Below are 26,173 nucleotides of genomic sequence, written 5' to 3' on the forward strand. Positions count from 1 at the left end.
GCGAATGTCCGCCGCCGCCCGTGTGCTCGTCGTCGACGATGACGAGACCATCCGTCTGGCCGTCGCCACGGCCTTGCGCGCCGAGGGGTTCGTCACCGACACCGCCTCCGACGGCTTCGACCTCGCCTCGCGGCTGGCCGCCTTCCGCCCCGACCTCGTGGTGCTGGATTGGATGATGCCCGGGCCAAGCGGCATCCGGTTGCTGCCCGTCGTGCGCGAAGCGGGTGACACCGCGGTCATCATGCTCACCGCCCGCGATGACGTGGACGACCGGTTGCGCGGGTTCGCCGAGGGGGCCGACGACTACGTCGTGAAGCCCTTCACGATGGCGGAGTTGGTGGCGCGCGCGGGAGCGGTCCTCCGCCGGCGCGGGCGGCTCCCCCAGACGATCTCGGTCGGCGACCTGATCGTGGACCCGGATGCCGCGACGGCCCATCGCGCAGGAGCAGCGCTCGACCTGACGGCTACGGAGTTCCGCCTCCTGCACCTGCTCGTCGACGGACGTGGCCGCACCCTGTCGAAGGCGCAGATCCTGACCCAGGTGTGGGGGTACGACGACTACGACCCCAACCTCGTGGAAGTCCATCTCAGCGCCCTGCGGCGGAAGATGGAGCAGCACGGCCCTCGACTCATCCACACCGTCCGCGGCCTCGGCTACCGACTGAGCGCGTCGCCGTGAGCGCCACCGCTCCCCTCCGGTCGGGATCGCTCCGCCGTCGCACGATCGTCGCGGTGCTCGCCCTCGTCGCTCTGCTGCTGGTCGTGCTGGCCGTCGTCGTCGACGTCGCTCTCGGCGCGCGACTGCGCGGTCAGATCGAGGAGCGCCTGAGAGATCGCGCCGCGGCCGCCGCCTCGCTCGTCGGCACGGTCGACGACGCCGAGCTGGCGGAGCGGCTGTCGTATCAGGGTCTCGCCGTGCGGATCGACGGCGCGGGAGGCGACTCCGTCGTCGCCGGTCCCAGCCCCGACCAGTTGCGCGAAGGACCTCCGGGGCCGGGCGGCGCGCCAGGACCCGGCGACCGATCGGTGCCGCAGCCCACCGCCTCCGGAGGCGTCGCGGTCGTGGCATCCGAGGTCTCCGGCGACGATGAGCTCGTGACCCTGCGCTCGACGCTGAGCGACGGATCCACCCTCACGCTGACGGCGTCGGCGGTCGGCGTGGGCGACACCCTCACGCAGGTGCGGTGGATCATGGCGGTGGCCTCGGTCGGCGTACTTGTGCTGGCCGCCGGCGCGGTGACGGTCGTGGTGCGCCGAAGCCTTGGCCCGCTGGAGCAGGTGTCGCACGTGGCCCGGGCCATCGGCGCGGGTGAGCGCGAGCGGCGCCTGAGGCCCACCCGTCCCGACACCGAGATCGGCCGTGTCGCCACGGCGCTCGACGACATGCTCGACGATGTGGTCGGGGCAGAGCAGGCGGCGCGCGACGCCGAGGCGCGCCTGCGGGCCTTTCTCTCCGACGCCGCGCATGAGCTGCGGACGCCCGTCGCGGGCATCAGGGCGGCCGCCGACACGCTCGTGCGCGCCGACCTCGACGGCCCCGAACGCGACCGGCTCGCGGCCCATGTCGCTCGGGAGGCGACTCGCGCGTCCCGGCTCATCGACGATCTGCTCACCATGGCCCGCGTGGATCGGGGTCTCGAGCTCCACCGAGTCGACGCCGACCTGCGCGCCGTGGTCGAGGCCGAGGTGCGCCGGGCGCCGCTCGTCCATCCGTCGTTGCGGATTCGGGCGGAGCTGCCGGATGCCGCGGTGCCCGCACGCATCGACATCGACCGTATCGCTCAGGTGTTGTCGAACCTCGTCGAGAACGCCGCGCGGGCGACGGGCGGGCGTGGTTCGGTGCTCTTGTCCGTCGACCTCGCGGGGGACGTCGCGCGTGTCACGGTCGACGACGACGGGCCCGGTGTCGCCGCCGTGGATCGCGAGCGGATCTTCGAGCGGCTCGTGCGGCTCGACGGGGGCCGGGGTGCCTCCGGTGGGGTGGGGCTGGGCCTCCCCATCGCCCGCGGTATCGCTCGCGCGCACGGCGGAGACGTGCGTTGCGTGCCCGGCGATTCCGGGGCGCGCTTCGTCGTGACGGTGCCGCTCGACTGATCGGCGGGATGCCGAGACCCCTCGCGCCGATGAGGGTCCGGCATCCCACGTTCGTTCGGTCACGCCGCCGGATCGGGCCGGCGGGGTGGAGTCACGACCGCGATCGGTCTCCGACGGGTTGCCGCGTCGAGGCGGTGGGCGGCGCGATCCCGGCGGCCGTGAGGGTCAGGCCATCCGCGCCGCTGGCGTCGTGCATCATCTGGTCGACGAGGTTCCGATCGATGGCGGGTTCGCGGCCGCCGTAGAACTGCATGACGAGGGCGTTCGAGGCGTGGATCCACAGGCTGGCCTGGCGCACGCCCTCATTCACGGGCAGCTGGAGCATGAAGCCCTCGTTGCGCCGGAGCTTGTTCATCACGACGATGCGGAGGTGGGCGAGGATGCGATCGTCGATGTCGAATGATGCACGATCGCGGTAGATGAGGCGTCCCACGGCTGGTCCTTTTCTGGCGCGCCGAAGCGTACCTGTTGAGCAAGGGCGGGACCACGCCGGGAAGCGAGGCAATGCGGGAGCTTCAGTATTCCATCCCGAAAGACCTATCGGCCGAGTCCGACCGATATATCGCCCGGAGATGCTTCGCCCGTGGACAAACTCCCTTTCGGGCCGAATCGAAGCTCCACTTGACGTGGCCGCCATCATGTTGCATGGTTACCTAGTCAAGTAACTAACCAACAGACGGAGATCGAATGATCGACGACGGCAGAGCGCTGTTCCTTCAGATAGCCGAGGGCGTGGAGGACCAGATCGTCGACGGTTCGCTGCCGGAGGAAAGCCGCGCACCCTCCACGAATGAATTGGCTGCCTTCCACCGCATCAATCCCGCCACCGCCGCGAAAGGAATCGCCGTGCTCGTCGACAAGGGAGTTCTCTACAAGCGCCGAGGAATCGGCATGTTCGTCTCCGACGGAGCCCGCGCGCAGCTCCTGGGCGAACGACGCTCGGCGTTCGCCGATCGCTACCTCGATCCGCTCCTGAGCGAGGCGCGCACGCTCGGCCTCGGCCCCGACGACCTCGCCGAACTCCTCCGCGAGCGTGCCGCGCTCGCGTCCTCCCCCGCCCACTCCACCGAAAGGATCACCCGATGACCGCCGTGATCGAGGTCGCCGGCCTCTCGAAGCGCTACCGCGACACAGACGCCCTCAACGATGTGTCGTTCTCGATCGAAAAGGATGCGGTCTACGGGCTGCTCGGCCGAAACGGTGCCGGCAAGACCACCCTGATGTCGATCCTCACCGCGCAGAACTTCGCCACGAGCGGGCGCGTGCGGGTGTTCGGCGAGGACCCCTACGAGAACCCGCGGGTGCTGTCGCGGATGTGCTTCGTGCGCGAGAGCCAGAAGTACCCGGATGACGCCAAGCCCAGCCACGCCTTCGCCGCAGCCCGCCTCTTCTTCCCGAACTGGGACGCCGACCTCGCCGCGGAGCTGATCGAGGCGTTCCAGATCCCCGTCCGGCGGACGATCAAGAAGCTCTCCCGCGGCCAGCTCTCGGCCGTGGGGGTCGTCATCGGGCTCGCCTCCCGGGCAGAGGTCACGTTCTTCGACGAGCCGTATCTGGGTCTCGACGCCGTCGCCCGCCAGATCTTCTACGACCGGCTGCTGCAGGACTACTCCCTGCACCCGCGCACGATCGTCCTCTCCAGTCACCTGATCGACGAGGTCGCCAACCTGCTCGAGCGCGTCATCGTGCTCGATGGGGGTCGCGTGGTGATGGACGAGGACACGGATGCCGTGCGCGAGCGCGCGGCGACGATCGTGGGCGACGCCGCCGCGGTCGACGCATTCTGCGTGGGTCGCGAGGTTCTGCACCGCGAGACCTTGGGCCGCGTCGCCTCGGTCACCATCCTGGGCGCCCTGGCATCCGAGGACCGCCGCTCGCTGGCGGACGCACGGTTGGAGGTCTCTCCGGTGTCTCTGCAGGAGTTCATCGTCCGATCCACTCAGCGAGCGGCGAGTGCGCCGACCGCCACCGCCCCGGAAGGAGCGCTGCGATGAACCGCACGCTGAACGTCGTCCGTCTGCAACTCATCAACCGTCAGACCTTCGTCTGGATCCCGCTCATCATCCTCTTCGGCTCGCTGGCCATCAGCCTGCTGCTGTACGGCATCATCCAGTCATCCGGCGCCCGCGGGGTCATGATCAGCGGCGGGGTCCAGGCGCCGCTGTGGTACTTCGGCGTCATCGGTGCGCAAGCTCTGACGCGCACGTTCCCGTTCTCGCAGGCCATGAGCGTCACCCGGCGTGACTTCTTCGTCGGCACGATTCTGACGGCGGTGGCCACGGCCGGTCTGTTGTCGGTCGTCTTCGTCGTCGGCGGACTTCTCGAGCAGGCGACGAACGGGTACGGGATGAACGGGTGGTTCTTCTACATTCCCTGGTTGTGGGAGGCGGGTCCGGTCGCGGCCGGGATCGCTTACTTCGCGCTGGCGATGTTCGCCTTCGTCGTCGGGTTCTGGGGGGCGACCATCTTCAAGCGGTTCGGCGGTCTCACGACCGCCGTGACCCTGGTGGGAGTGGCCCTCGTCCTGGTGGGCGCGGTGTGGCTCGTCACCGCGACGCGCTCGTGGCCCGCGGTCGCCGATACCGTCGTGACGCTGGGGGCGTTGGGTCTGGCGGTGTGCGGCATCCTGATCACCGCCGGGCTGGCCGCGTCGTCGTTCGCGACGCTGCGGCGCGCGATTCCCTGATCCGGGGCATGAGGGCCGGGCCGCGAGGGCGGCGGTCCGGCCCTCTGGCGCGTGCGGGGGTGTGCGGCCCTGCACCGACTCCGGTCGGGGTGAATGCTCAGCCTCGACAGCCGCCGTCTCGATATGGTCGGAGGGATCTGCGATCACCCGACCCACGAGAGAGAAAACCCGTGAGCCCTCACCGCACCTCCCCCGACCAGGAGGGCCGATCTTCAAGCCCCCTCTTTCCGAGAGGGGGTGAAATCTGATGCTGGCTGCGGCTCTGACACTCCTCGTGGGTGTCATCGTGACTCTGGCGATCATCGCCGCCTGCGGATTCTTCGTCGCGCAGGAGTTCGCGTACATGTCCGTCGACCGTTCCCGCATGGCGGCGCTGGCCGAGAAGGGCGATGCGCAGGCGAAGCGCGTGCTCGCGATCACGAAGCGCACCTCGTTCATGCTCTCGGGCGCCCAGTTGGGCATCACCGTGACGGGTCTGCTGATCGGCTATGTGGCCGAGCCGCTGATCGGCGAGTCGCTGGGCACCCTGCTCGGCGGGGTGGGCATCGATCCGGCCGTGTCTGTGCTGATCGGCACCGTGGGCGCTCTGCTGCTGGCCACCGTGGTGACGATGATCTTCGGCGAGCTGTACCCGAAGAACCTCGCCATCGCGAGCCCCGAGCCCCTCGCTCGTGCCCTGGCGATGCCGACCCGCGTCTACCTGATGCTGTTCGGATGGCTCATCACCGTGTTCGACCTCGCCGCCAACGCCCTGCTGCGACTGCTGCGTATCGAGCCCCTCGAAGACGTCGACGAGAGCGCCACCGCCCGCGACCTCGAGGCGATCATCGAGGAGTCCCGTCAGAGCGGCGACCTGCCGGACGACCTGTCGATGATCATCGACCGCATCCTCGACTTCCCGCAGCGCGACGTGGAGCACGCGATGATTCCGCGCTCGCAGATCGATTCCGTGACGCCCGACACCACCGTCGGCGAGGTGCGGGCGCTCATGGCGACGGGCCACACGCGCTACCCGGTGATCGGTGACGAGGACTCCCCCGTCGGTGTCGTGGAACTCATCGACCTGCTCCGCGAGAAGCCCGTCGACGACGCGCCGGTGGCCTCCGTCATGCGCGCCGCCGTCGTCATCCCCACCTCGATGCTGCTCCCCGTCGCGCTGGAGCGCATGCGTCAGTCCCGCAACGAACTGGCGTGCGTGGTCGACGAGTACGGCAACTTCGACGGCATCCTCACCGTCGAAGACCTCACGGAAGAGGTGATCGGCGAGCTGTCCGACGAGCACGACGTCGAGATCGCCGAAGCCGCCGCCGTGGGCGACGACGCGTGGAGCGTCCCGGGCGACCTGCACCTCGACGAACTCGAGCGGCTGATCGGCCACGACCTCGCCGAGAGCGACGTCGAGACCGTCGCGGGGCTCGTCATCGAGACGCACGGCGACCTGCCGTCGGTCGGCACCGTGGTGCGGATCGACCTCCCGGAGCGGCCCGGTGAGACCGTGCAGGGTCTCGACATCGAGCGCTGGCTCGCCGTCGAGGTCATCGAGGTCGATCGTCACGTGCCCGCCCAGGTGCGCGTACAGCTGTATGAGGTGGATCGGGATGCCGCGACCGCCGACGACGTCCGTGCGATCGACGAGGAGGTGGCCCGATGAACGGCTGGACCGTCGCGCTCATCACGGCCGCGCTGATCATCGCGAGCGCCTTCTTCGTCATCGTCGAGTTCGCCCTGCTCGCCGCCCGCCGTCACCGTCTGGAAGAGGAGGCCGCCACGAGCGCCTCCGCCCGCGCGGCGCTGCGCGGCGTCAACGAACTGACCGTCATGCTCGCGTTCGCGCAGCTGGGCATCACCGCCTGTACCTTCCTGCTCGGCGCCATCACCAAGCCCGCGATCGACTACGCGCTCTCTCCGGTGTTCGAGACGTGGGGCCTGCCGTACGTGCTCGCCGACATCATCGCGTTCATGCTCGCGCTCATCGTCGTGACCTTCCTGCACCTCGTGATCGGTGAGATGGCACCGAAGTCCTGGGCGATCGCGCACCCCGAGACCGCGGCGAAGGCCACCGGCATCCTGGCCCGTGCCCTCACGTGGCCGCTGCGCCCGTTCTTGCTGTGGATCAACCACATCGCCAACCGCCTCGTGAAGGCCTCGGGCGTGGAGCCGGTCGACAAGGCCGCCGCCGGTGGACAGGATGCCGACACGATCCGCGAACTCGTCGCGCACTCGCGCCAGGCGGGCACCCTCGAGAAGCAGTACTCCGAGCCGATCGCGCAGGCGATCGCCCTGGGCACACTGACCGTCGGCGACATCGTGCGCACCGACCGCTCCCCCACGGCCGTGCCGATGGATGCCACGGTCGCCGACATCCAGGCGGTCGCCGCCTCGTCGACGCACCTGCGCATCCTCGTCGGTTCCGGTGCGGCATCCCGAGTGGCCCACGTGCGCGACACGCTGGCGGTCGACCCGGCAACGCCGGCGCTCGACATCGCGCGCGAGCCCCTGCGTCTGGGACCGGATGCCTCGGCGTACGACGCCCTCGCGCGCATGCGCCGCGGCCGCGTGCAGCTCGCGACGGTGGTCAAGGACGAGCGGCTGCTCGGGGTCGTGACGCTCGACGACCTGCTGCGCAAGATCCTGCCCGGGCCGGGCGAGTTGGCCGCGGTCACGGCGCGTTAGGCGCGGTTTCAGGTTCGGGGCGGGTTCTGCGCTTCGGGGCGGATCTCTCCCGCCCCGAACGGCGGGATCCGCCCCGAACCGCGTGGGCAGCGGGACAGCCCCTGGGCATCGCCGAGCGCGACTACGAGTCGCGTCTGACGACGTGGCGCGAGTGGCAGCCGGTGTCGGAGGAGGCGCACGGCTCCTGAGTGGACAGCGCGCGGCGCGGTGCGGACCGGGTGACGGTCCGCCCCGCGCCCCGTGGCCCGTGGCCCGCGCCCCGGGTGCGACGCACGCTGGTTCGGTGCGGCGCGACCGCGGTCGGTTGCCCGCCGCATGCGGGGCCGGCGCCGACGTCTCACACGTCGACCGCGGGGTCCTCACGAAGCAGGGGGTCGACCAGCAGCGTTCCTCGGATGCCGCGGAACGTCTCGATGAGCGTGCTCAGCGATGCGGCGCTCCACGCGGGAATCTGCAGGTCGAAGGGGCCGAGTGGTTCGAGGCGTCCCACACGTAGGCGCATCACCTCCCACCCGGCGGCGCGCAACGCCCGGTCTTTGCGACGGTCGGATTCTTCGCGTCTCCCGACATGCTCGAGGCCGTGACGGCCGATCGTGTCGTACTCGACGGCGATCCGCAGCTCGGGGAACACGAAGTCGGGCCAGACCTCCAGGTGCTCGAAGAAGGGACGCGCGACTCGGACGGCGTTGACGCCCTCGGTGAGGGTCAGCCGGCGACCGAGATCGGCGCGGACGCGGTCCTCGACTGCCGAGGCGGGTTTCGGAGCGCAGACGGAGACGAACGCCTCACCGATCGGAATGGCCGGTGTCCTCTCGCACAGACGCGTCGGGCGACGAGGGCGCCGCGGACGGAGCACCGCGTTCGCCGCAACGACCGGGGCGGTGATCGCCTCTCGCATCGGCAAGGCCACGGCCCGTGTGGGATTCGCCTGCTCGCTGCATTCCGGGCACCACGCGCTGCGACGACGTTCACGACCCGGTCGCTGCCGCTGCTCATGCGGAGTGGCGGCGAAACGATGCCCCGCGTCGCACTGCCAGAGCAGCAGCACCTCAGCGGCGGGCGGTACCTGGCTCAGGGCGATGCCGGCGTTCAGATCGGGGTGGTACTGCCGGATCAGCGCGGGGTACGCGGCCCACGCCTCGCGGTACGCGCCCACCGCGTAGGGCACGTCGAGCCCTTTCGACCACTGCCGTCGGGCCCACCACGATTGCACTCTCTCCGCCACGCGAGGGAGGTTATCCGCGACCCCCGACACTGCCCACCGGCGAGCGGGCCGGAAGACCGAGGGTGCTTCGGGTCCCGTGGTGGGCCGGAAGCGAGCGGGGGTAGCTGGCCGCCACTCGATAAAGGGAGAGATACCCCTCGCCCGGGTCTCCGGCGGAAGCATTCGTAGGGCGGGTGGGACTTGAACCCACGATCGTCGGGTTATGAGCCCGCTGCCTTGACCAGCTTGGCCACCGCCCCCAGCGACGACGAGCCTACCGGCATCCGTCTCCCGTCGCCGCTCGCGCCACGGCATCCGTCTCCCGTCACCGCCGGGGCCACGGCATCCGCCTTCCGTCACCGCCGGCGCCACGGCATCCGCGAGACGACCTGTCCTTCCCGAGATGACCCGGTATCGCGCGCCGGAACCGGTGATCTCGCGCATCTCGGGTCATGTCGGCGATCGGCGCTCGACGGCGTGCAACGCGAAGCCGGACAGCGACCGCCTCAGTGCACCCGCGGCTTCTTCGGCTTGCCGTCGGCGGTGATCTGGGGGTGGTGCTTCGTCAGCTGGATGACGCCCCACGTGGCGATCGCGCCGGCGACGGCGAAGCCGATCAGCGCCCACGCGGGGGCGGTCGAGGCCTCACCGAGCACGAGCAGACCGATCAGCACGGCGACGATCGGGTCGATCACGGTGAGGCCGGCGATCACCAGGTCGGGCGGGCCGACCGAGTACGCGGTCTGCACGAAGTAGGCGCCGACGGCGACCGCGGCGATCAGTGCGACGAGGCACAGCAGGGTCAGCCACTCGAAGTCACCCGCCTGCGCACGGCTGATGACGACCTTGGCGAGCGTGGCGACGAAGCCGTAGATGACGCCCGCGGCCATGATGTAGAACAAGGCTTGGGCACGACGGCGCACCATCGCCCAGAAGAAGGCGAAGACGATGACGACCACGGCGAGGATGCCGAGGATGATCAGGAGTTCGCGCTCGGTGACGACCTGCTCGGTAGCGAAGAATGCCGCGATCGTGACGAAGACGAGGATGCCGCCGACGCACAGGGCGATGGCGATGAGCGACTGCCGGGTCGGCTTGTGGCGCGACACCCGGGCGTTGAGCACCGTGGTGATCACCAGGGCGATCGCCCCGAGAGGCTGCACGAGGATCAGCGGCGCCACGGACAGCGCTGCGAGCTGGCACACGATCGCCAGGCCCAGCATCACGGTACCCGCCACCCAGGACGGCCGCGTCAGCAGCGAGGTCAACTGGGAGCGAGAGAGACCGCCGGTCGTCTTGCCGCCGGACAGCCGCTCGACCTTCTGCACACCGCGGTGCTGGTATTGCGCCCCGAACGACATGAACACCGCGCCCAGCAGTGCCAGCGGGATGCCGAGGAGGATACGCGGGTCGCGGAAGACGCCGACGAGTTGGTCGATTCCGTCGCTGAGGGTGGCATCGAGCGGGATCACCCCTCGACAGTAGCCGCCCCTCGCCTGGTTAGGCTGGAGGCGTGGCCGTACTCCCGATTCGCATCATGGGCGATCCCGTGCTGCACGCACCCGCCGCCCGCGTCGACGAGATCACCGATGAGGTGCGTCAGCTCGTTGCCGACATGTTCGAGACGATGGATGCCGCTCCGGGCGTCGGTCTCGCCGCCCCCCAGGTGGGCGTCGGACTGCGCATCTTCACCTACATGTACGAGGACGACGAGGGTCAGCCCTGGCGTGGGGTCGTGCTCAACCCCGAACTGTGGATCCGACCGCTCGAACCCGGCTACCCCGACCCGGACGACGAGAGCGAGGGGTGCCTGTCGTTCCCCGGCGAACGCTTCCCCCTCCGCCGCTCCGAGGCGGCGCTTCTCACCGGCACCGACCTCGACGGGCACTCGGTGCGCATCGAAGTCACCGGCTGGCGCGCGCGCATCCTGCAGCACGAGTTCGATCACCTCGACGGCATCCTCTACGTCGACCGTCTCGACGAGGAGGACAGCCGCGTCGTGGCGAAGATCGCGAAGAAGCGCAAGTGGAGCAAGCCCGGGGCCTCGTGGATGCCGGGCGTCGACGACATCGACGCGTAGACGTCTCGCCGGGGTCAGACGCGCGCCTCATGGCGGCGCGGCAAGACGTGCGACGGCGCGGCGGATGCCGGCATCCATTCGCAGGTGAAGCTCCCGCGGTAGCCGAAAAGGAAGCCGAAGCGGTCGTTGTCCACCCGCATGTCGACGTGGAAGCGTCCGTGGCGATCGTCGTAGTGCTCGCGCAGGCTCGCGCGGCCGCTGAACAGCAGGGGAAAGCGGAACCCGACGGGGCCCTCGTAGAATCGCTGCTCGCCGGAACGCAGGATGAGCGCCCCATCATCGTCGACGGAAAGATCGAGATCGACGGCGAGGTGCTGGTGCGTGCCGAGGTAATCGACGATCCGGCCGTCGGCGAGGATCATGGTGGCGTCGAACCGCGCCGATCGACCGCGGATCTCGTACTCGCGCACGAACGTGACTGTTTCGCGGCCGAAGGGATCGAGGTAGGGGCGGTTCCAGATGGTGAACGGGACGCCCCGCCCCACGGCCGGCACCAGGATGTTGCGGAGCTTCCCGATCTGCAGGAACGGGACGGTCCACCACGGTCCGCGCCGGATCTCGGTCATGATCCCGCGGCCGACGCACGCCTCGCCCCCGTCGAGACCGACGCCGAACCGCCGCTGCATCATCGGGTGAAGTCGGGTGAAGTCGGCGCCCAGCGCCTCGGCGAAGATGGAGGTCATCGGTTCCCTCCCGGCGCGGGCAGCGTCGTGAGGGTCGCCGGGGCGTCGTCGAGTGCACGGCGACGATGCGGGGGCACTCGACGACACCGAAGCGCCCGAGGCCTCGGAGTGCGCCACACGGCCGCCGCGCCGAACAGGCTCCACGTCTCGGGCGGCCGCCCGGTCTCGAGCCACAGCCGAAGCCGGTCGAAGCTCCACGCGGTGGCCCATCCGACCAGCGGTCGCACGACGACGTCGAGAACTCCCCATCCGGGCGTGTAGTCGTATCCGGTGGAGAAGCGGATGCCGTCCGCCGTGGGTTCGTAGCGCCAGTACCCGCGCCCCTCCCGCAGGGGCGACAGCCGGTCGTCGGTCGTGAAGCGCAGCGCCGATGTGCGCGTGCCGTCAGGGCGAGATGTCTCGCCGATGCTGATGCCGTCGCCGCGGATGGTGCGAAGGGGCGTGCGGCGCTCGTAGACGAATCGAGCCGCACCCTCGGGGGTGTGCGTGGTCGGGGTGATGCGGGAGAAGCGGACATCCCACCGCACATGCTGTCGCGGGTCTTGAGTCGCAGCCCACACCTCGTCGAGCGTGGCGCGGATAATGGTTTCGACGTAGATCCCGCGGGCCCCCATACAGCCAGCCTACGGTCACGGGATCATCGGCTCCCACCCGCGGCGGCGGGTCTCCTCGAGACCGCACCGGTCGGCACCGACACGGGAGGTGGGAGGCCTCAGCCCGCGCCGAAGCTGTGCAGGTGCAGCTCGTCGCTCAACGCCTCGCTCGCGAGCCGGCCGCGAACGCTCGTCCCCTGCGCGTCGAGCGGCGGGCTGACGACGGCCGCGCCGAGGCGCCCGGGAGCAGCGAGGACGATCGCCCCGGACACGCTGGATTTCGCCGGGATGCCGACGGCGCGCATCCACCGGCCCGACCCGTCGTAGACCCCGCACGTGGCCATCACCGACACGACGTCGCGCGCCACGCGCTCGGGGACGACGCGGGCCCCGGTGCGGGGATTGACGCCGCCGCACGCGAGTGTGGCACCCATGACGGCCAGGGTCTCGGCATCCACCAGGGTCGCGCAGGCCCGCGCGTAGACGGCGACCGCGTCGTCGGCGCTGACGTGCATGGTCCCCTCGGCCCGCATGAGGTGGGCTAGGGCATGGTTGCGGTCGCCGAGCAGGTGTTCGTTGTGCGCGACATCCTCATCGACGGTCAGGTCGCGTCCGGCGAATGCCGCGAGTCCCTCGGCGATGCGCGCATCGCGCTCGGCGGGATCGACACCCCGGACCAAGGATGCCGTGAGCAGAGCTCCCGCGTTGACCATGGGGTTGGGTGGTCGACCGGTGCCGCTCTCCAGCTTGATCGCGTCGAACGATTCCCCGGTCGGCTCGATGCCGACGCGGTCGAGAGCCTCGCCGTCGGTGTCGAGCAGAGCCAGGGCGAACAGGAACGGCTTCACCGCGGACTGCACGCTGAAGGCGACATCGGCGTCCGCGCTCGTGACGGCGGTCCCGTCGGTCAGAACGAGTGCGATCGCGCACAGCTCCGGATCGGCGTCGGCGAGTTGGGGGATGCTGTCGTCCACCTCACCGCTCGTCTCGTCGAGGAGGCGGGTGCGCAGGGCGTCGAGGTCGTACCGGTGCGGATCGTGGGTCACCTGTCCACTCTGACGACCTCGATCGCACATGGCGACCGGGTTGCGGACCCGGACGTACGCGACAGGGGTGGCAGGGGCGATCATTATGCGTTCCGCTCCCGGCCACCGCCAGCCCCGTGTCCACGCACTCCCGCCGCGCATAGTGTGCGACCAGACGGTGACCCGCGCCGTCCCATGCCCGCCGCCCGGGCCGCTCCGCGAAGGATCCGATGAGCCACGCCTCCGAAGTCTCGATGCCGCATACGGGCGGCATCCTGGGCGCGCGCTACATCCTGCGCGAGCGCATCGGCGCGGGTGGGCGGGGGCGCGTCTTCCGCGCTCGCGACGAAGTGCTGGCCCGCGACGTCGCGATCAAGATCTTCCGCGCCGATGGGAGCGGCGAATCCGAACCCCTGCGGCGCATGCCCGAGGTGCGGACGTTCGCATCGCTCGACCACCCGTCTCTCATCACCCTTTACGACGCGCGACTCCTCGACGAGGATCACGGCTACCTCGTGATGGAGCTCATCGCCGGGCCGTCGCTGCAACGGCGCATCGAGAGAGGCGAAATCGAAGCGAGCGACCTCGCCGGCATCCTGGGCGACCTCGCCGGTGCCCTCGCGGTCGTGCACGACGCGGGCATCGTGCATCGCGACGTCACACCGTCGAACGTGCTGCTGCGGCCGCTCCACGGGGCGACCCGGGATGTCGAGGCGGTACTCGCCCACTTCGGCGTCAGCCCTCGTGTCGATGCGACGGGACCGATCATCCCCCGCACCGGGATCGGTTCCTCCCCGTACCTCGCGCCCGAACAGGTGCGCGGTGAAGCGCCGGGAGCCGCAGCGGACATCTACGCCCTCGGGCTGTTGGCCATCGAAGCGCACACACGACGGCCCCCGTGCGGTGCCGCTTCGCTACAGGGAACTGTGCTCGAACGTCGAGCACGTCGGCCCGAGGTGCCGGGATCGCTGAGTCCCGCGTGGCAGAGGTTGCTCAGCGCGATGATTGCTGCAGACGCCGCGGAGCGACCGTCGGCAGCGACCGTGGCGGCGCGCGCGGCGGAACTGACCAGGGAGGCGTCCGCGAACGAGGCGGACTCCGAGGATCCGCTCGTGGGGTGGACGACGGCGACGGCCCCGGTCACCGCCCCGCTCTCGACGCCCGGAGGCGTTTCCGCCGCAGGGCCCGCGCCATCGGTCGACCCGCCGGCGGGCAGCTCGGCACGTCTCCCCCGGCCCGGGCGTCGTCCGATGCGAACGTGGCTCCGGAGAGGCAGACGGATGCCGTGACCTCGCGTCGCGCGACTCGTCGACGTCCGCGCCGACGCGGACCGACCTGAGGATGAGCACCGCCGGTGCCGCCGTGATCCTCTCGGCATCCTGGCAACATCGAGCGTGTCCGAGGCGATCGTCCTCGCCGCTCCCGGGTGTCCGTCTTGCGGTCGTCCCCCGCGGTGCCGCGGACGAGGTGACCTCGGATCGCGGTTCCGCCGCCGCGACGACGAAGGCCCGCCTCTCGCGAGACGGGCCTTTCGTTGGCTCCCCGGCTTGGACTCGAACCAAGAACCTATCGGTTAACAGCCGATTGCTCTGCCAATTGAGCTACCGAGGATCATGCCCGCCTTGCGGTGGGCAACCCGACGATACTAACAGCACGCGGGGGCGCCGAGAAAATCACGGCGAGGAAAGTCGTCGCTCGGGCGTGCCGTCGGGCGTCCATTGCACGGCCTCGTCGGCGTGACCCAGCCCGACGGCGTGACCGGCGTGCAGCACGAGCACGTCGGCATCCAGTTCACGCGGCGCGTCGGCGTCGTTCGTCACGATCAGCGACGCCATGCCCCGCTCGTCGCGGCGGCGGGTGATGGCCGTGCGGGCGGCCGCGCGCACCTCGAGATCGAGGTTGGCGTAGACGTCGTCGGCGACGAACAGCCGGGGCTCCAGCACGAGCGCTCGGGCCAGGGCGACGCGCTGGCGCATGCCCGCGCTGAGCTCGTAGGGGTACTTCGGGGCGGTACCCAGCGGAAGTTCCATCTCGTCGAGCAGGGTTGCCACGCGCACCGCGAGGGCCCGGGTGTTCACCCGACGGTCGCGGCTCGTGATCGGCTCGGCGATGACGTCTTGAACGGTCAGCCGCGACGGCAGCGCCGCGCCCGCCCCCTGGGGCAGGTAGCCGGTGTGGAACACCCATTCGCGACGCGCTCGCCCCGGATGCCGCGCCGAGATGCCGTGCACCCGCGCATCGCCACCCACCACGTTCAGCCCGTCGTCGGGATCGCCGGCGAGGAGGGAGACGAGCGAGGTCTTGCCCGACCCGGTCGCGCCGCGCACCACCAGCGTGCGCCCCGGCAGCAGCGTGAAGGTGATCCCGTCGATCACGCGCACCCCGCCGCGGGCGAGCGAGAGGTCGTCGGTGCGGAGGACGACGTCGGTGTCGAGGGTCCGGGGCATTCCTTCATCCTCGCCCACCGTGGAGACGGATGCCAGCGGCGCGCCCGGGTCGCACCTGCGGAGGCCGCACGCGCGTGCCGAGACCGCACGCGGTCGATGCCGTTGAGGGGCGGTCTCGGCAACACCCTGCGGTCTCGGCCACAACCCGCGGTCCCGGCGCACATCGCCGCGCGTGCACTGCTGGTGCGGGGACGTCGCGGGCACGGGCTGCCACCGCGGGGACGCCGCGGGCACGAGCCGCCACCGCGGGGACGCCGCGGGCACGGGCCGTCACCGCGGGGACGCCGGGGTCCCGAGCCACCACCGCGGGGACGCCGGGGTCCCGAGCCACCACCGCGGGGACGCCGGGGCCCAGAGCCGCCGCCGCGGCAGCCGAGAGCGCGCGCTACGAGACGATCAGGCGCTGGCGGTCGGCATCCAGCTCGCGAAGGCGCAGGCGCAGGCGTCGTCCCTCTTCGGAATCCGGCAGCACTCGCTGGATCCCCCGCAGCAGCTCGTCCTTCTCTCGCTGCAACTCGCGCAGGAGCAGCCCGCGGGCGAGATCGTTCGCCGACGCCACCGCGCCCTCTTCGGTGCGGGCGGGGAATTCCGCTGTCAGCAGCTCTGCCGCGAGAGATCGGAAGGGCTCGCGCACCGCCTCGACGGCGGCCACCGCCCACCCGGGCTGCGACAGATCGGTGGATGCCAGGGACCCGCGCACGGCCTCGAGGGCGGGGTGGCCGAACGCCAGTTGCAGAGCGCGGAGGAACACGTCCGGCTCGATCCGGTGCCCGTACTGCAGGAAGGCCATCATCGCGCCCCGCTCCAGGGCGACGTCGCGGGTGTTCGGCAACGAGGCCATCGTGACCGACACGGCGACGGGAGCGGCATCCGCCCCGCGCTGCGCCTCACGCTGCTCGGCGCGGTCCGCCCCGCGCGCCGCACGTTCGACGGCGGCCTGCACCTCGGGCATGTCGAGGCCGAGTCGGCGAGCGAGTACGCGCACGTAGCCCGGCCGGAGGGACGGGTCGCGGATGTCGGCGACGATGGGAGCGGCCGCCCGCAGGGCGCCCGCGCGCCCCTCGACACTGGCGAGGTCGAAGTCTTTGAGGCGCTGGTCGATGACGAACTCGAACATGGGGTTCTTGTTCTCCATCAGCGCGCGGACGGCGCCGTCTCCGCGCTGCAGGCGGAGGTCGCACGGGTCGAGGCCCTCGGGCGCCACGGCGACGTACGTCTGCGCGGCGAAACGCTTCTCGTCGGCGAACGCGCGCAGCGCCGCCTTCTGTCCCGCCGCGTCGGGGTCGAAGGTGAAGACCACCTCGCCCGAGGAGCTGTCGTCGCCCATCACGCGTCGGAGCACCGTGATGTGGTCGCTGCCGAACGCCGTTCCGCACGAGGCGATCGCAGTGGTGACGCCGGCCAGGTGGCAGGCCATGACGTCGGTATAGCCCTCGACGACGACGACACGGTGGGAGCGCGAGATGTCGCGCTTGGCGAGGTCGAGGCCGTACAGCACCTGCGCCTTCTTGTAGATCGGCGTCTCGGGCGTGTTCAGGTATTTCGGGCCCTGGTCGTCGTCGAACAGCTTGCGCGCGCCGAACCCGATCACCTGGCCGGTGACGTCGCGAATGGGCCACACGAGCCGCCCGCGGAAGCGGTCGTACGTCCCCCCGCGCTGGTTCTGCGAGACGAGTCCTGCCGTCACCAATTCGTCGCGCGAGAACTTCAGCGACGACAGGTGGTCGTGGAGGTGCGCCCAGCCCTTCGGGGCATAGCCGACGCCGAAGTGGGCCGCCGCCCCCGCGTCGAACCCGCGGTCGCCGAGGAACCGGCGCCCGGTCTCGGCCTCTGGCGTCATCAGCTGGCTGCGGAAGTATTCCGCCGCGGCGGCGTTGGCCGCGTACAGCCGCGAGCGTCCGGTGATCTCGGGCGCCGCTCCCCCGTCTTCGTAGTGCAGGGTGTACCCGACGCGGGCCGCCATGCGCTCGACCGCCTCGGTGAACGACACGTGGTCCATCGCGCGCAGGAACGAGTACACGTCGCCCGACTCGCCGCAGCCGAAGCAGTGGTAGTAGCCGACCTGGGGCCGCACGTTGAAGCTGGGCGACCGCTCGTCGTGGAAGGGACAGAGGCCCTTCATCGAACCGACGCCCGCGGGCTTGAGTGCGACGCGTTCGCCGATCACGTCGGCGATGTTGACCCGCGCCTTCACCTCATCGACGTCGGCCTGGCGGATGCGGGCCATCAGGCATCCGCCCCCCGGGCGGCGCGGGCTCCCGGCGCCCATACCCCGAGTTCTGCGGCATCCACTTCGCCCACGAGCCGGCCGTGCCACGCGATCGCCAGCTGGTCGGTGAGGCTCGCCACCTGATCGACGACGACGCGGCGCCGAGCGGTGTCGTCGGTCGCCGCGGCGAAGTCGGGCGCGTGCAGGGCGTCGAGCGCGCCGGGGTTCTCCCACATCGCGGAAGCCAGGCGCTTGAGCACGTTGCGCTGCTCGCGGTACAGAACCTTGCGGCCGTCGATCGAGACGACGGTCGCGCCGATGATGCCCTTGAGCACCGCCATCTCGACCTCGACCTCGGCCGGGACGATCACGTGGGCGCGATACCGGGTGAGCGCGTCGGCCGGGTGCGCTTCGCGCGTGGCGGCGGTGGCGGCTCTCGCGAAGCGGCCGATGAGATCGGACGTGAGGTTCTTCAGCCGCGCGAGCGCGGGGCGGGTGCCGTCGAAAGACGGGATCCACTCCGGCATGGCCATGAGGCGCTCGAGACCCGCGTCGAGGTCGTCGCGCACGAAGTCGTACCCCACCCAGCGCTGGATCGCGTCGAGCAGACCCTCGCGCCCGACGCGGGATGCCAGTCGGGCAGGGTCGACGTAGCGATTGACGACCGCGTCCTCGAAATCGTGCACCGAGTACGCGATGTCGTCGGCGAGGTCCATGACCTCTGCCTCGATGCACCGCTGGCGGGCGGGCGCGCCGCCCCGCATCCAGTGGAACACCTGCTCGTCGTCGGGGTAGACGCCGAACTTCAGACGTCCGCCGGGGTCGGGCACGGGCTCGTCGGCCGTCCAGGGGTATTTGCACGTCGCGTCGAGGCTCGACCGGGTGAGGTTGAGACCGAACGGCTCGCCGTCGGCGCCGAACACCTTCGGCTCGAGGCGGGTGAGGATGCGCAGGGTCTGCGCGTTGCCCTCGAAGCCGCCGATGTCCTCGGCCCATTCGTTCAGCGCCCGCTCGCCGTTGTGCCCGAACGGCGGGTGGCCGAGGTCGTGGCTGAGGCAGGCGGTGTCGACGACGTCGGGAGAGAGCTGGAGGGCCGTCGCCAACTCGCGGCCGACCTGCGCCACCTCGAGGGAGTGCGTCAGCCGGTTGCGGGCGAAGTCGGCGGGGCTCGCGGGGCTCAACACCTGCGTCTTGGCGGCGAGGCGGCGGAGGGCGGCGGAGTGCAGCACGCGCGCGCGATCCCGCGCGAAGTCGTCGCGCCGCGAGCGATGCCTCTCGACATGGAAGCGGGCGGCGTCGGCGTCGTCGTACCCGAGCGGACGGGCAGCGGTCGCGGCGACCTCAGCCACCGCTATGGTCCAGTTCGGCATCGGCCAGGGCACGACCAGCGTCGTCGCCGATCTCGCGGGAGGCCAGCCACCCGTCGGGAAGGGCCGGGCGCTTCGGGGTCCCGGCGCGTCCGCGCTGGCCCTCCGCGGCCGCTCCCGGGTAGGGCGCGTCGAGTTCCATCGTGGCCAGCAGCTCGTCGATCTCGTCGAGCGTCGACGCGATCGCGAGACTCGCGCGCAACTCGCCGCCGACGGGGTAGCCCTTGAAGTACCAGGCGACGTGCTTGCGGATGTCACGGCAGCCGCGGCCCTCGTCGTCGAAGAACTCGACCAGCAGCTCGGCGTGTCGGCGGAACGCCCGCGCGACGAACCCGAGAGTGGCGTCGACCGGCGCGCCGTGGGCGGCGCCGGGACCACCGAGCGCGCGGGCCAGATCGCCGAACAGCCACGGGCGACCGAGGCAGCCGCGACCGACGACCACACCGTCGCAGCCGGTCTCGTCCATCATGCGCACTGCGTCGTCGGCCGACCAGATGTCGCCGTTGCCGAGCACCGGCACGCTCGTCACGGTCTCTTTGAGCTTCGTGATCGCCGACCAGTCGGCGTGGCCCGAGTAGAACTCGCTTGCCGTGCGCGCGTGCAGGGCGATGGATGCCACGCCCGCGCCCTCGGCGATCCGCCCGGCCTCGAGGTAGGTGAGGTGATCGGCGTCGATGCCTTTCCGCATCTTGATCGTCAGCGGCGTACTGCCCGCCGCGCGCACCGCGCGCTCGACGATCTCGCGGAACAGCGACGTCTTCCACGGCAGGGCGGCACCGCCGCCGCGGCGTGTGACCTTGGGTACCGGGCAGCCGAAGTTGAGATCGATGTGGTCGGCGTGATCTTCGTCGACGATCATCTGCACGGCGGCCTCGACGGTCGCAGGATCCACGCCGTAGAGCTGGATGGAGCGCGGGGTCTCGGATTCGTGGTGCCGGATGAGACGCATCGTGGTGTCGTTGCGTTCGACGAGCGCGCGCGTCGTGATCATCTCGCTCACGTACAGGCCGGCGCCGTACTCGCGACAGAGACGGCGGAACGCGGTGTTCGTGATGCCGGCCATGGGCGCGAGGACGACGGGAGCATCGAGCTCGATGTTGCCGATGCGGAGAGTCCGCGTCGGAGCCGTTGCCGTGGTCATCGTTTCATTCTCCCAGACGTCGTGCGACAGCGGTGCCCGCCCCGGCCGGAGCCGACGGCGGACACCGCTGTGGAGGACAGGTCAGACGTCGGCGGTCGCGGATGCCTCGCGACGCTCGCCCCACACCTGACGGGCGATCTGCGTGAACGCCTCCACCGGCTGCGCCCCGCTCACGCCGTACTTCCCGTCGATGACGAAGAACGGAACGCCCGTGATGCCGAACTGCTGCGCCTGCGCCTGATCGGCGCGCACCGCCGAGCGGTAGCGCTGAGATGCGAGAGCCTCGCGCGCGGCGTCCGCGTCGAGGCCCGCTTCGACCGCGACCTCGACGAGATCGTCGTCACGTCCGACGTGGCGACCCTCGAGGAAGTACGCCGACATCAGCAGTTCGGCGAGTTCGAGCTGGCGCCCGTGCTCCTTCGCGAAGTGCAGCAGCTCGTGCGCCTTGACGGTGTTGGTGTGCTGGAGGATGTCGAAGCGATACGTCAGACCCGCATCGGCGGCGACGCCGGTGACGCGGTCGAGCATCTCGCGAGCCGATTCGGGCGAGATGCCCTTGTGCTGCGACAGGTAGTCGACCTCGCCGCCGTGGAAGTCCTCGGGGGTGTCGGGTGAGAGCTCGAACGAGTGGTACTCGATCTCGACGACCGGGGCGTCGTCATCGGCGGCCGTGGCGGCCAGGCCGTTCTCGAGGTTCCGCTTGCCGATGTAGCACCAGGGGCAGGCGATGTCGCTCCACACGTCGATCTTGATGGCATCCGTCATATCGCGTGCAACCTTCCGGTTCGTCGATCTATTCCGTTCGCGGCATCCATCGCTCTCCGCGACCGACGCTCAGGAGGTGGGCGTGTCGATGGCTCCGCCGAACCGGCGGTCACGCGACAGGTAGAGACCGATGGCGTCCCACAGGTGGGTGCGGCGGAAGTCGGGCCAGAGCGTGTCGAGGAACACCATCTCGGCGTACGCCGACTCCCACAGCAGGAAGTTCGACGTGCGCTGCTCGCCGCTTGAGCGGACGAACAGGTCGACATCGGGCATGTCGGGCTGGTAGAGGTTCTTGCGGATGAGCTTCTCGGTCACGGCCGAGGGCTTGAGGCGGCCCGCGGCGATGTCGTCGCCGATGCGGCGCATGGCATCCACGATCTCCACGCGACCGCCGTAGTTGACGCACATGGTCAGCGTCAGGGTGGAGTTGCCCTCGGTGAGACGCTCCGCGTGCTGCAGTTCCTTGATGACAGAGCCCCACAGCCGGGGCTTGCGGCCCGACCACCGGATGCGGACGCCCCACTCGTTGAGCTGGTCACGGCGGCGATGCAGGACCTCGCGGTTGAAGCCCATCAGGAACCGCACCTCGTCGGGAGAGCGCGACCAGTTCTCGGTCGAGAAAGCGTAGACCGAGAGATGCTTCACGCCCGCCTGGATGGCGCCGGCGACCACGTCGAGAAGTGCCGCCTCTCCCGCTCGGTGGCCTTCGACGCGCGTGAGTCCCTGACGGTTCGCCCACCGACCGTTGCCGTCCATCACGATCGCGACGTGCTCGGGGACGGCGCCCTTCGGGTAGGTCGGGGGGTACTCCCCGGTCCAATCGAGGGGGCGGTACGGCACGGCATCGCGGTGCGTGAACGGCTTCGGTGTCATCGAGGCGACTCCAGGTGCGAGAGGGAACGGATGCCGCGCTCGAGGTGGAACTGCGCGTACGCGGCCACGAGGCCCGAGGCTGCCGCGGTCGTGCGCCCGGGGGCGGCGTCGATGGCCTCCCACTCCCCCGCCATGAGCGCGCGGAGCATGTCGACGGTGTCGCGTGCGACGCGCGGCGAGCCGGCGGGCGCGCAGCTCGAACAGATCACCCCGCCGAGTTGGGGCAGGAAGTAGTCGTGGTCGCCGACCGTGCCGCAGCGCGCGCACTCGGTCAGCCCCGGAGCCCACCCCGAGAGGGCCATGGCCCGCAGCAGGTACGAATCGAGCACGCTGCGCTCCGAATGCTCGGCACGCGCGAGCGCGCGCAGCCCGCCCACGAGCAGCAGGTACTGCTGCGGCGTCGCCTCGGCTTCGTTCAGCCGATCAGCGGTCTCCACCATCGCGCTGGCGGTGGTGTACCGGTCGTAATCGGCGACGATGTCGGCACCGTACGAACCGAGCGACTCCGCCTGCTGCACGATGTCGAGGTTGCGTCCGGTGGACAGCTGGACGTCGGCGACCATGAAGGGCTCGAGCCGCGACCCGAACTTCGACGAGGTGCGCCGAACACCCTTTGCGACCGCGCGGATCTTGCCGTTGCGGCGGCTGAGCAGGGTGAGGATGCGGTCCGCCTCCCCGAGCTTGTGGGTACGCAGGACCACGACCTCGTCGCGGTAGGTGGGCACAGTCCATTATCGTGCCGCGCGCCCGTGAGGAGCCTGCGCGGCGCGCCCCGCGAACCGGCTCCCCGGGCGGAAGAATGGATGCCGTGGACACGCCGACCTTCGTCATCCCCCTGTGGGCGGACCTCACCGCCGTCGCCCTCGGCGGCGTCCAGGGCGCGCTGTTCGCGTCGGGCTTCCAGGGCCAGCGACGACTCGACCTGCTCGGGGTGGCGATCATCGGCATCCTTCTCGGCATGGGCGGCGGACTCATCCGCGACCTGCTCCTGGGGTTGACCCCGGCCACCCTGCAGAGCAACTGGTACCTCATCACCGCGACGCTCGCCTCGATCGTGGGGATGCTCCTCTCGGGGATCTTCCAGCGCCTCAACCGCGCGATCGTCATGCTCGATGCCGTCGTGATCGGGCTGTTCGGCGCGTTCGGCACGTCGAAGGCCCTCGCTCTCGGCATGCCGGCGGTCCCCGCGATCTTCGTCGGCGTGCTGGCGGCGGTGGGCGGCAGCGTGCTCCGCGACGTGCTGATGGGCCTGCCCGTCGCGATCATGCACGTCGGCTCGCTGTACGCGGTGGCCGCGGGCGGGGGCTGCGCGGTGCTCGCGACGACGGCGGCGTTCGGTGTGCCCCTGCCGATCGCCGCGGTCATCGGCGTCGCGATCACCACCATCATCCGCGTCCTCGCGGTGCTGTTCGACCTGTCGCTGCCGGAGCAGCGCAAGCTCTACCGCCGCAAGGTCGCGGTCGAGACCACCGGCATTCCGATCATCCGCGCGGAGTCCTGACCCCTCGCCCGCCCCTCCGCGAGCGAGTCGCCAGATTCTGTCGCTCGGGTCTGGTCTGAAGCGACGTTTCTTGGCGACTCACGCGTCGAGGACGACCTCGTCGCCCTCGCGGACCGTGCCGCCGCCGTCCACGGGGAGGAGCAGGATGCCGAGGGTCGGCTCGTCCTGGGCGAACTCGGTCGTGAGCACGCGGAGGAGCCGTGCGTCGCGTACGCCGGTGTCGGGGTTGGCGGTGATCGCGGCGCACCGCTCGATGGGCTTCTGAACGTCGAACAGCACCTCGCCGATGCGAAGCCGACCGGTCCAGTCCAGTTCCGCCCACGCGTCGGCACCGGAGATCACGATGTTGGAGCGGAAACGGCGATCGTCCACGGGCGCGGGTACCGCGGCATCCAGGTCGGCGACCGAGGCGGAGCCGTGCAGCGAGATGAAGCCCCGCGGCCGGTCCTGGAAGCGCGCGGTCGCACCGTCGCCGAGGAGGCCCAGGGGCAGGACGCCGTCGGCGTCGAGCAGCTTCGCGTCACTGGTCGTGCGCAGGTACGCCGTGACCGCTTCGCTGAGACGCGCACGACCCTCGTCGCTGAGGTCGGCGGTGACGTCGAGGTCGTCGACCTGGAGACGCAGAGTGTGCGCCGTGTCGTCGAAACTCAGGCGCACACGCGCGAGGGTCGGGAAGGTCATGAGCGCCAGCCCGCGACTCTTGGGGAAGGTGGCGTCCGCTGGCTCGAGCGCGTCGGCGAAGCGGAACACCAGAGCACGATCGCCCTGCACGCGGCCGTCGTCCTGGATGACGAGGCTGTCCCGTCGCTCGGGCGAGAAGCCCTTGACGGGGTAGCGGTAGAGGGCGTCGACGCGGATCACGGATTCATCCTCGCATCCGCACGACGGCGGCGAGGGCGCGGCGTCGACACCTGGGCGGTGCGACGCCCGACGGATGCCGTCGGGGCGTTGCCTCCCGCACGCCGAAGCGCCGCCACCCGGGAAAGGATGGCGGCGCTTCGAGACGACGATCAGACGCCGGCCAGCGCGCTCGCGTCCTGACGGGTGCGGATCGCGCGGTTCACGCCCGACACGATGGCCTTCAGCGACGCGGTCGATATGTCGCCGTCGATGCCGACGCCCCACAGACGCTGGTCGTCGACCTGCAGCTCGACGTAGGCCGCGGCCTGCGCGTCGCCGCCCGAGCTGAGGGCGTGCTCGACGTAGTCGTACAGCGTCACGTCGAAGCCCTGCGACCGGACGATCTCGAGGAAGGCGGCCACCGGACCGTTGCCCACGGCCGAGGCGGGGTGCGTCTGGTCGCCGTCGCGCAGCGAGACGTCGAGGTGCACGTCGCCCGACATGTCGCTCGATGAGCGCGTCGACAGCAGTTCGAAACGCCCCCAGCGCTGGTCGTCGTTCTTCGATGGCAGGTACTCGTCGGTGAAGATATCCCAGATCTGGGCGCTCGACACCTCGCCACCCTCGGCGTCGGTGCGGGTCTGAACGACGCCCGAGAACTCGATCTGGAGCTTGCGGGGCAGGTCGATCGCGTGGTCGGCCTTCAGCAAATACGCGACGCCGCCCTTGCCCGACTGCGAGTTGACGCGGATGACGGCCTCGTACGAGCGGCCCAGATCCTTGGGATCGATGGGCAGGTACGGCACGGCCCACTCGATGTCGTCGATGCTCTTGCCCTCGGAGGCCGCGCGGGCCTCCATGGCCTCGAAGCCCTTCTTGATGGCATCCTGATGCGATCCGCTGAAGGCCGTGAACACAAGGTCACCGGCCCACGGGCTGCGTTCGGGGACGGGCAGCTGGTTGCAGTACTCGACGGTGCGCTTGACCTGGTCGATGTCGCTGAAGTCGATCTGCGGGTCGATGCCCTGCGTCAGCAGGTTGACGCCCAGGGCGACCAGGTCGACGTTGCCGGTGCGCTCCCCGTTGCCGAACAGGCATCCCTCGATGCGGTCGGCGCCGGCCAGGTAGCCGAGCTCCGCGGCGGCCACGGCGGTGCCGCGGTCGTTGTGCGGGTGCAGCGACAGGATGACGTTCTCGCGGTGGTTCAGGTGTCGCGACATCCACTCGATCGAGTCGGCGTAGACGTTCGGCGTCGCCATTTCGACGGTCGCGGGGAGGTTCAGGATGACCTTGCGCTCGGGCGTCGGCTGGAAGACCTCCAGCACCTCATTGCAGATGCGCAGGGCGAACTCGAGCTCGGTACCGGTGTAGCTCTCGGGCGAGTACTCGTAGTAGACGTCAGTTTGGGGAATGGTCGCCTCGTACTGCTTGCACAGACGGGCACCCTCGAGCGCGATGTCGACGATTCCCTGCTGATCGGTGCGGAACACCACCTCGCGCTGCAGCACGCTCGTGGAGTTGTAGAGGTGCACGATCGCCTGCTTTGCGCCCGCGATGGCCTCGTACGTGCGGGCGATCAGGTGCTCGCGCGCCTGCGTCAGCACCTGTATGGTCACGTCGTCGGGGATCAGGCCGTCGTCGATGAGCTGACGGACGAAGTCGAAGTCGGTCTGGCTCGCGCTCGGGAACCCGACCTCGATCTCCTTGTAGCCCATCTTCACGAGCAGCTCGAACATGACCCGCTTGCGCTCCGGGCTCATGGGATCGATGAGGGCCTGGTTTCCGTCGCGCAGGTCGACGGCGCACCAGCGCGGTGCGGTCTCGATGCGTTTCGACGGCCACGTGCGATCGGGCAGCTCGACCCGGATCTGCTCGTGGAAGGGACGGTACTTGTGCACCGGAGCGGACGTGGGCTTCTGGGTGTTCTTCATGATGTGTCGCTTCTTTAGATTCGTTCGGTGGGGCCGACGACGATCTCCGCGACGAGGAAGG

General features: G+C 70.2%; 25 protein-coding genes and 2 tRNA genes. 10 read left to right on the forward strand and 17 right to left on the reverse strand.

The genetic code is table 11. The features are described 5' to 3' along the window. The first annotated feature begins 4 nt into the window (after nucleotides 1–4). Both MT347_RS07200 and MT347_RS18370 read left to right on the forward strand, forming a co-directional pair. Nucleotides 5–679 (forward strand): response regulator transcription factor, encoded by a 675-nt coding sequence (locus MT347_RS07200; protein WP_243499549.1) that lies wholly within the window; start codon nucleotides 5–7, stop codon nucleotides 677–679. Beyond that, complete coding sequence (locus tag MT347_RS18370) at nucleotides 676–2,094, forward strand: HAMP domain-containing sensor histidine kinase (protein ID WP_243499551.1); 1,419 nt, start codon at nucleotides 676–678, stop codon at nucleotides 2,092–2,094. The genes MT347_RS07200 and MT347_RS18370 overlap by 4 nt, the downstream gene beginning before the upstream one ends. A gap of 91 nt (nucleotides 2,095–2,185) precedes the next feature. On the opposite strand, the gene MT347_RS07210 is transcribed toward MT347_RS18370, so the two are convergent. Continuing rightward, entirely contained in the window at nucleotides 2,186–2,527 is a 342-nt protein-coding gene (locus MT347_RS07210) for an ATP-dependent DNA ligase (RefSeq protein ID WP_243499552.1), read from the reverse strand. Between the two features lie 254 nt (nucleotides 2,528–2,781). On the opposite strand from MT347_RS07210, the gene MT347_RS07215 reads away from it, so the two are divergent. From MT347_RS07215 to MT347_RS07235, 5 genes are all read left to right on the forward strand, one after another. Beyond that, the gene (locus tag MT347_RS07215) at nucleotides 2,782–3,180 is read left to right on the forward strand and encodes a GntR family transcriptional regulator (protein WP_243499555.1); all 399 of its coding nucleotides are present in this window, start codon (nucleotides 2,782–2,784) and stop codon (nucleotides 3,178–3,180) included. After that, nucleotides 3,177–4,088: an ABC transporter ATP-binding protein gene (locus MT347_RS07220; RefSeq protein WP_243499557.1), complete on the forward strand. Its 912-nt coding sequence runs from the start codon at nucleotides 3,177–3,179 to the stop codon at nucleotides 4,086–4,088. Before MT347_RS07215 ends, MT347_RS07220 begins: the two co-directional genes overlap by 4 nt. Then, on the forward strand, nucleotides 4,085–4,780 hold the full coding sequence (locus tag MT347_RS07225) for a hypothetical protein (protein ID WP_243499559.1): 696 nt from the start codon (nucleotides 4,085–4,087) through the stop codon (nucleotides 4,778–4,780). Before MT347_RS07220 ends, MT347_RS07225 begins: the two co-directional genes overlap by 4 nt. Nucleotides 4,781–5,027: 247 nt before the next feature. Then, nucleotides 5,028–6,431 (forward strand): hemolysin family protein, encoded by a 1,404-nt coding sequence (locus MT347_RS07230; protein WP_243499561.1) that lies wholly within the window; start codon nucleotides 5,028–5,030, stop codon nucleotides 6,429–6,431. Beyond that, complete coding sequence (locus MT347_RS07235; protein ID WP_243499564.1) at nucleotides 6,428–7,453, forward strand: CNNM domain-containing protein; 1,026 nt, start codon at nucleotides 6,428–6,430, stop codon at nucleotides 7,451–7,453. The genes MT347_RS07230 and MT347_RS07235 overlap by 4 nt, the downstream gene beginning before the upstream one ends. A 337-nt stretch (nucleotides 7,454–7,790) precedes the next feature. On the opposite strand, the gene MT347_RS07240 is transcribed toward MT347_RS07235, so the two are convergent. From MT347_RS07240 to MT347_RS07250, 3 genes are all read right to left on the reverse strand, one after another. Continuing rightward, nucleotides 7,791–8,678: a zinc-ribbon domain-containing protein gene (locus MT347_RS07240; protein ID WP_243499566.1), complete on the reverse strand. Its 888-nt coding sequence runs from the start codon at nucleotides 8,676–8,678 to the stop codon at nucleotides 7,791–7,793. A 165-nt stretch (nucleotides 8,679–8,843) separates the two neighbouring features. Further along, nucleotides 8,844–8,917 (reverse strand) — tRNA-Ile (locus MT347_RS07245). 246 nt (nucleotides 8,918–9,163) lie between these two features. Continuing rightward, nucleotides 9,164–10,129, reverse strand: a complete 966-nt coding sequence (locus MT347_RS07250; protein WP_243499568.1) for a DMT family transporter — start codon at nucleotides 10,127–10,129, stop codon at nucleotides 9,164–9,166. Nucleotides 10,130–10,170: 41 nt separating this feature from the next. Between MT347_RS07250 and def the strand changes: the two genes are divergently transcribed. Continuing rightward, nucleotides 10,171–10,737, forward strand: a complete 567-nt coding sequence (gene def, locus MT347_RS07255; protein WP_243499570.1) for a peptide deformylase — start codon at nucleotides 10,171–10,173, stop codon at nucleotides 10,735–10,737. Between the two features lie 14 nt (nucleotides 10,738–10,751). On the opposite strand, the gene MT347_RS07260 is transcribed toward def, so the two are convergent. The 3 genes from MT347_RS07260 to glsA all read right to left on the reverse strand — a co-directional run bounded on the left by MT347_RS07260 (nucleotide 10,752) and on the right by glsA (nucleotide 13,059). After that, nucleotides 10,752–11,420: a DUF4166 domain-containing protein gene (locus tag MT347_RS07260; protein WP_243499572.1), complete on the reverse strand. Its 669-nt coding sequence runs from the start codon at nucleotides 11,418–11,420 to the stop codon at nucleotides 10,752–10,754. Next, nucleotides 11,417–12,034, reverse strand: a complete 618-nt coding sequence (locus tag MT347_RS07265) for an SRPBCC family protein (protein ID WP_243499574.1) — start codon at nucleotides 12,032–12,034, stop codon at nucleotides 11,417–11,419. The genes MT347_RS07260 and MT347_RS07265 overlap by 4 nt, the downstream gene beginning before the upstream one ends. A gap of 98 nt (nucleotides 12,035–12,132) precedes the next feature. Beyond that, entirely contained in the window at nucleotides 12,133–13,059 is a 927-nt protein-coding gene (glsA, locus tag MT347_RS07270; protein WP_243499577.1) for a glutaminase A, read from the reverse strand. A 209-nt stretch (nucleotides 13,060–13,268) separates the two neighbouring features. Here glsA and MT347_RS07275 point away from each other — a divergent pair, with 209 nt between their 5' ends. Further along, on the forward strand, nucleotides 13,269–14,327 hold the full coding sequence (locus MT347_RS07275; protein WP_243499579.1) for a serine/threonine-protein kinase: 1,059 nt from the start codon (nucleotides 13,269–13,271) through the stop codon (nucleotides 14,325–14,327). 246 nt (nucleotides 14,328–14,573) lie between these two features. Here the strand turns inward: MT347_RS07275 and MT347_RS07280 are convergent. The 8 genes from MT347_RS07280 to recO form a co-directional block, all read right to left on the reverse strand. Continuing rightward, nucleotides 14,574–14,649 (reverse strand) — tRNA-Asn (locus tag MT347_RS07280). A gap of 62 nt (nucleotides 14,650–14,711) precedes the next feature. Continuing rightward, nucleotides 14,712–15,485 carry an ATP-binding cassette domain-containing protein gene (locus MT347_RS07285; RefSeq protein ID WP_243499581.1) on the reverse strand — a complete coding sequence of 258 codons (774 nt, stop codon included), beginning with the start codon at nucleotides 15,483–15,485 and terminating at the stop codon, nucleotides 14,712–14,714. Between the two features lie 385 nt (nucleotides 15,486–15,870). Then, complete coding sequence (dnaG, locus tag MT347_RS07290; RefSeq protein WP_243499583.1) at nucleotides 15,871–17,712, reverse strand: DNA primase; 1,842 nt, start codon at nucleotides 17,710–17,712, stop codon at nucleotides 15,871–15,873. Then, a complete protein-coding gene (locus MT347_RS07295) occupies nucleotides 17,712–19,064 on the reverse strand; it encodes a deoxyguanosinetriphosphate triphosphohydrolase (protein ID WP_374206519.1) in 1,353 nt (450 codons plus the stop codon). Before MT347_RS07295 ends, dnaG begins: the two co-directional genes overlap by 1 nt. Then, nucleotides 19,036–20,202: a tRNA dihydrouridine synthase DusB gene (dusB, locus tag MT347_RS07300; protein WP_243499587.1), complete on the reverse strand. Its 1,167-nt coding sequence runs from the start codon at nucleotides 20,200–20,202 to the stop codon at nucleotides 19,036–19,038. Before dusB ends, MT347_RS07295 begins: the two co-directional genes overlap by 29 nt. A gap of 81 nt (nucleotides 20,203–20,283) precedes the next feature. Continuing rightward, nucleotides 20,284–20,967, reverse strand: a complete 684-nt coding sequence (locus tag MT347_RS07305; RefSeq protein WP_243499589.1) for a DsbA family protein — start codon at nucleotides 20,965–20,967, stop codon at nucleotides 20,284–20,286. A gap of 69 nt (nucleotides 20,968–21,036) precedes the next feature. After that, complete coding sequence (locus MT347_RS07310; RefSeq protein WP_243499591.1) at nucleotides 21,037–21,840, reverse strand: isoprenyl transferase; 804 nt, start codon at nucleotides 21,838–21,840, stop codon at nucleotides 21,037–21,039. After that, the gene (gene recO, locus MT347_RS07315) at nucleotides 21,837–22,565 is read right to left on the reverse strand and encodes a DNA repair protein RecO (protein WP_243499593.1); all 729 of its coding nucleotides are present in this window, start codon (nucleotides 22,563–22,565) and stop codon (nucleotides 21,837–21,839) included. The genes MT347_RS07310 and recO overlap by 4 nt, the downstream gene beginning before the upstream one ends. Before the next feature lie 83 nt (nucleotides 22,566–22,648). On the opposite strand from recO, the gene MT347_RS07320 reads away from it, so the two are divergent. After that, entirely contained in the window at nucleotides 22,649–23,341 is a 693-nt protein-coding gene (locus MT347_RS07320; protein WP_243499596.1) for a trimeric intracellular cation channel family protein, read from the forward strand. Nucleotides 23,342–23,419: 78 nt separating this feature from the next. On the opposite strand, the gene MT347_RS07325 is transcribed toward MT347_RS07320, so the two are convergent. Both MT347_RS07325 and leuA read right to left on the reverse strand, forming a co-directional pair. Next, complete coding sequence (locus MT347_RS07325) at nucleotides 23,420–24,202, reverse strand: MOSC domain-containing protein (protein ID WP_243499597.1); 783 nt, start codon at nucleotides 24,200–24,202, stop codon at nucleotides 23,420–23,422. Between the two features lie 149 nt (nucleotides 24,203–24,351). Continuing rightward, on the reverse strand, nucleotides 24,352–26,112 hold the full coding sequence (gene leuA, locus MT347_RS07330) for a 2-isopropylmalate synthase (RefSeq protein WP_243499599.1): 1,761 nt from the start codon (nucleotides 26,110–26,112) through the stop codon (nucleotides 24,352–24,354). Between the last annotated feature and the right edge of the window lie 61 nt (nucleotides 26,113–26,173).

This window comes from Microbacterium sp. VKM Ac-2923 (genome assembly GCF_022815605.1).
GTDB lineage: Bacteria > Actinomycetota > Actinomycetes > Actinomycetales > Microbacteriaceae > Microbacterium.

What these genes read in the sequence shown, in the direction of transcription:
- MT347_RS07235 (WP_243499564.1), top strand. Translation starts at nt 6,428, where the DNA reads ATGAACGGCTGGACCGTCGCGCTCATCACGGCCGCGCTGATCATCGCG.
- MT347_RS07220 (WP_243499557.1), top strand. Translation starts at nt 3,177, where the DNA reads ATGACCGCCGTGATCGAGGTCGCCGGCCTCTCGAAGCGCTACCGCGAC.
- MT347_RS07305 (WP_243499589.1), bottom strand. Translation starts at nt 20,967, where the DNA reads ATGACGGATGCCATCAAGATCGACGTGTGGAGCGACATCGCCTGCCCC.
- MT347_RS07295 (WP_374206519.1), bottom strand. Translation starts at nt 19,064, where the DNA reads ATGCCGAACTGGACCATAGCGGTGGCTGAGGTCGCCGCGACCGCTGCC.
- MT347_RS07265 (WP_243499574.1), bottom strand. Translation starts at nt 12,034, where the DNA reads ATGGGGGCCCGCGGGATCTACGTCGAAACCATTATCCGCGCCACGCTC.
- MT347_RS07215 (WP_243499555.1), top strand. Translation starts at nt 2,782, where the DNA reads ATGATCGACGACGGCAGAGCGCTGTTCCTTCAGATAGCCGAGGGCGTG.
- dusB (WP_243499587.1), bottom strand. Translation starts at nt 20,202, where the DNA reads ATGACCACGGCAACGGCTCCGACGCGGACTCTCCGCATCGGCAACATC.
- leuA (WP_243499599.1), bottom strand. Translation starts at nt 26,112, where the DNA reads ATGAAGAACACCCAGAAGCCCACGTCCGCTCCGGTGCACAAGTACCGT.
- MT347_RS07225 (WP_243499559.1), top strand. Translation starts at nt 4,085, where the DNA reads ATGAACCGCACGCTGAACGTCGTCCGTCTGCAACTCATCAACCGTCAG.
- MT347_RS07200 (WP_243499549.1), top strand. Translation starts at nt 5, where the DNA reads ATGTCCGCCGCCGCCCGTGTGCTCGTCGTCGACGATGACGAGACCATC.
- MT347_RS07310 (WP_243499591.1), bottom strand. Translation starts at nt 21,840, where the DNA reads ATGACACCGAAGCCGTTCACGCACCGCGATGCCGTGCCGTACCGCCCC.
- dnaG (WP_243499583.1), bottom strand. Translation starts at nt 17,712, where the DNA reads ATGGCCCGCATCCGCCAGGCCGACGTCGATGAGGTGAAGGCGCGGGTC.
- MT347_RS07230 (WP_243499561.1), top strand. Translation starts at nt 5,028, where the DNA reads ATGCTGGCTGCGGCTCTGACACTCCTCGTGGGTGTCATCGTGACTCTG.
- MT347_RS07275 (WP_243499579.1), top strand. Translation starts at nt 13,269, where the DNA reads ATGAGCCACGCCTCCGAAGTCTCGATGCCGCATACGGGCGGCATCCTG.
- MT347_RS07260 (WP_243499572.1), bottom strand. Translation starts at nt 11,420, where the DNA reads ATGACCTCCATCTTCGCCGAGGCGCTGGGCGCCGACTTCACCCGACTT.
- MT347_RS07285 (WP_243499581.1), bottom strand. Translation starts at nt 15,485, where the DNA reads ATGCCCCGGACCCTCGACACCGACGTCGTCCTCCGCACCGACGACCTC.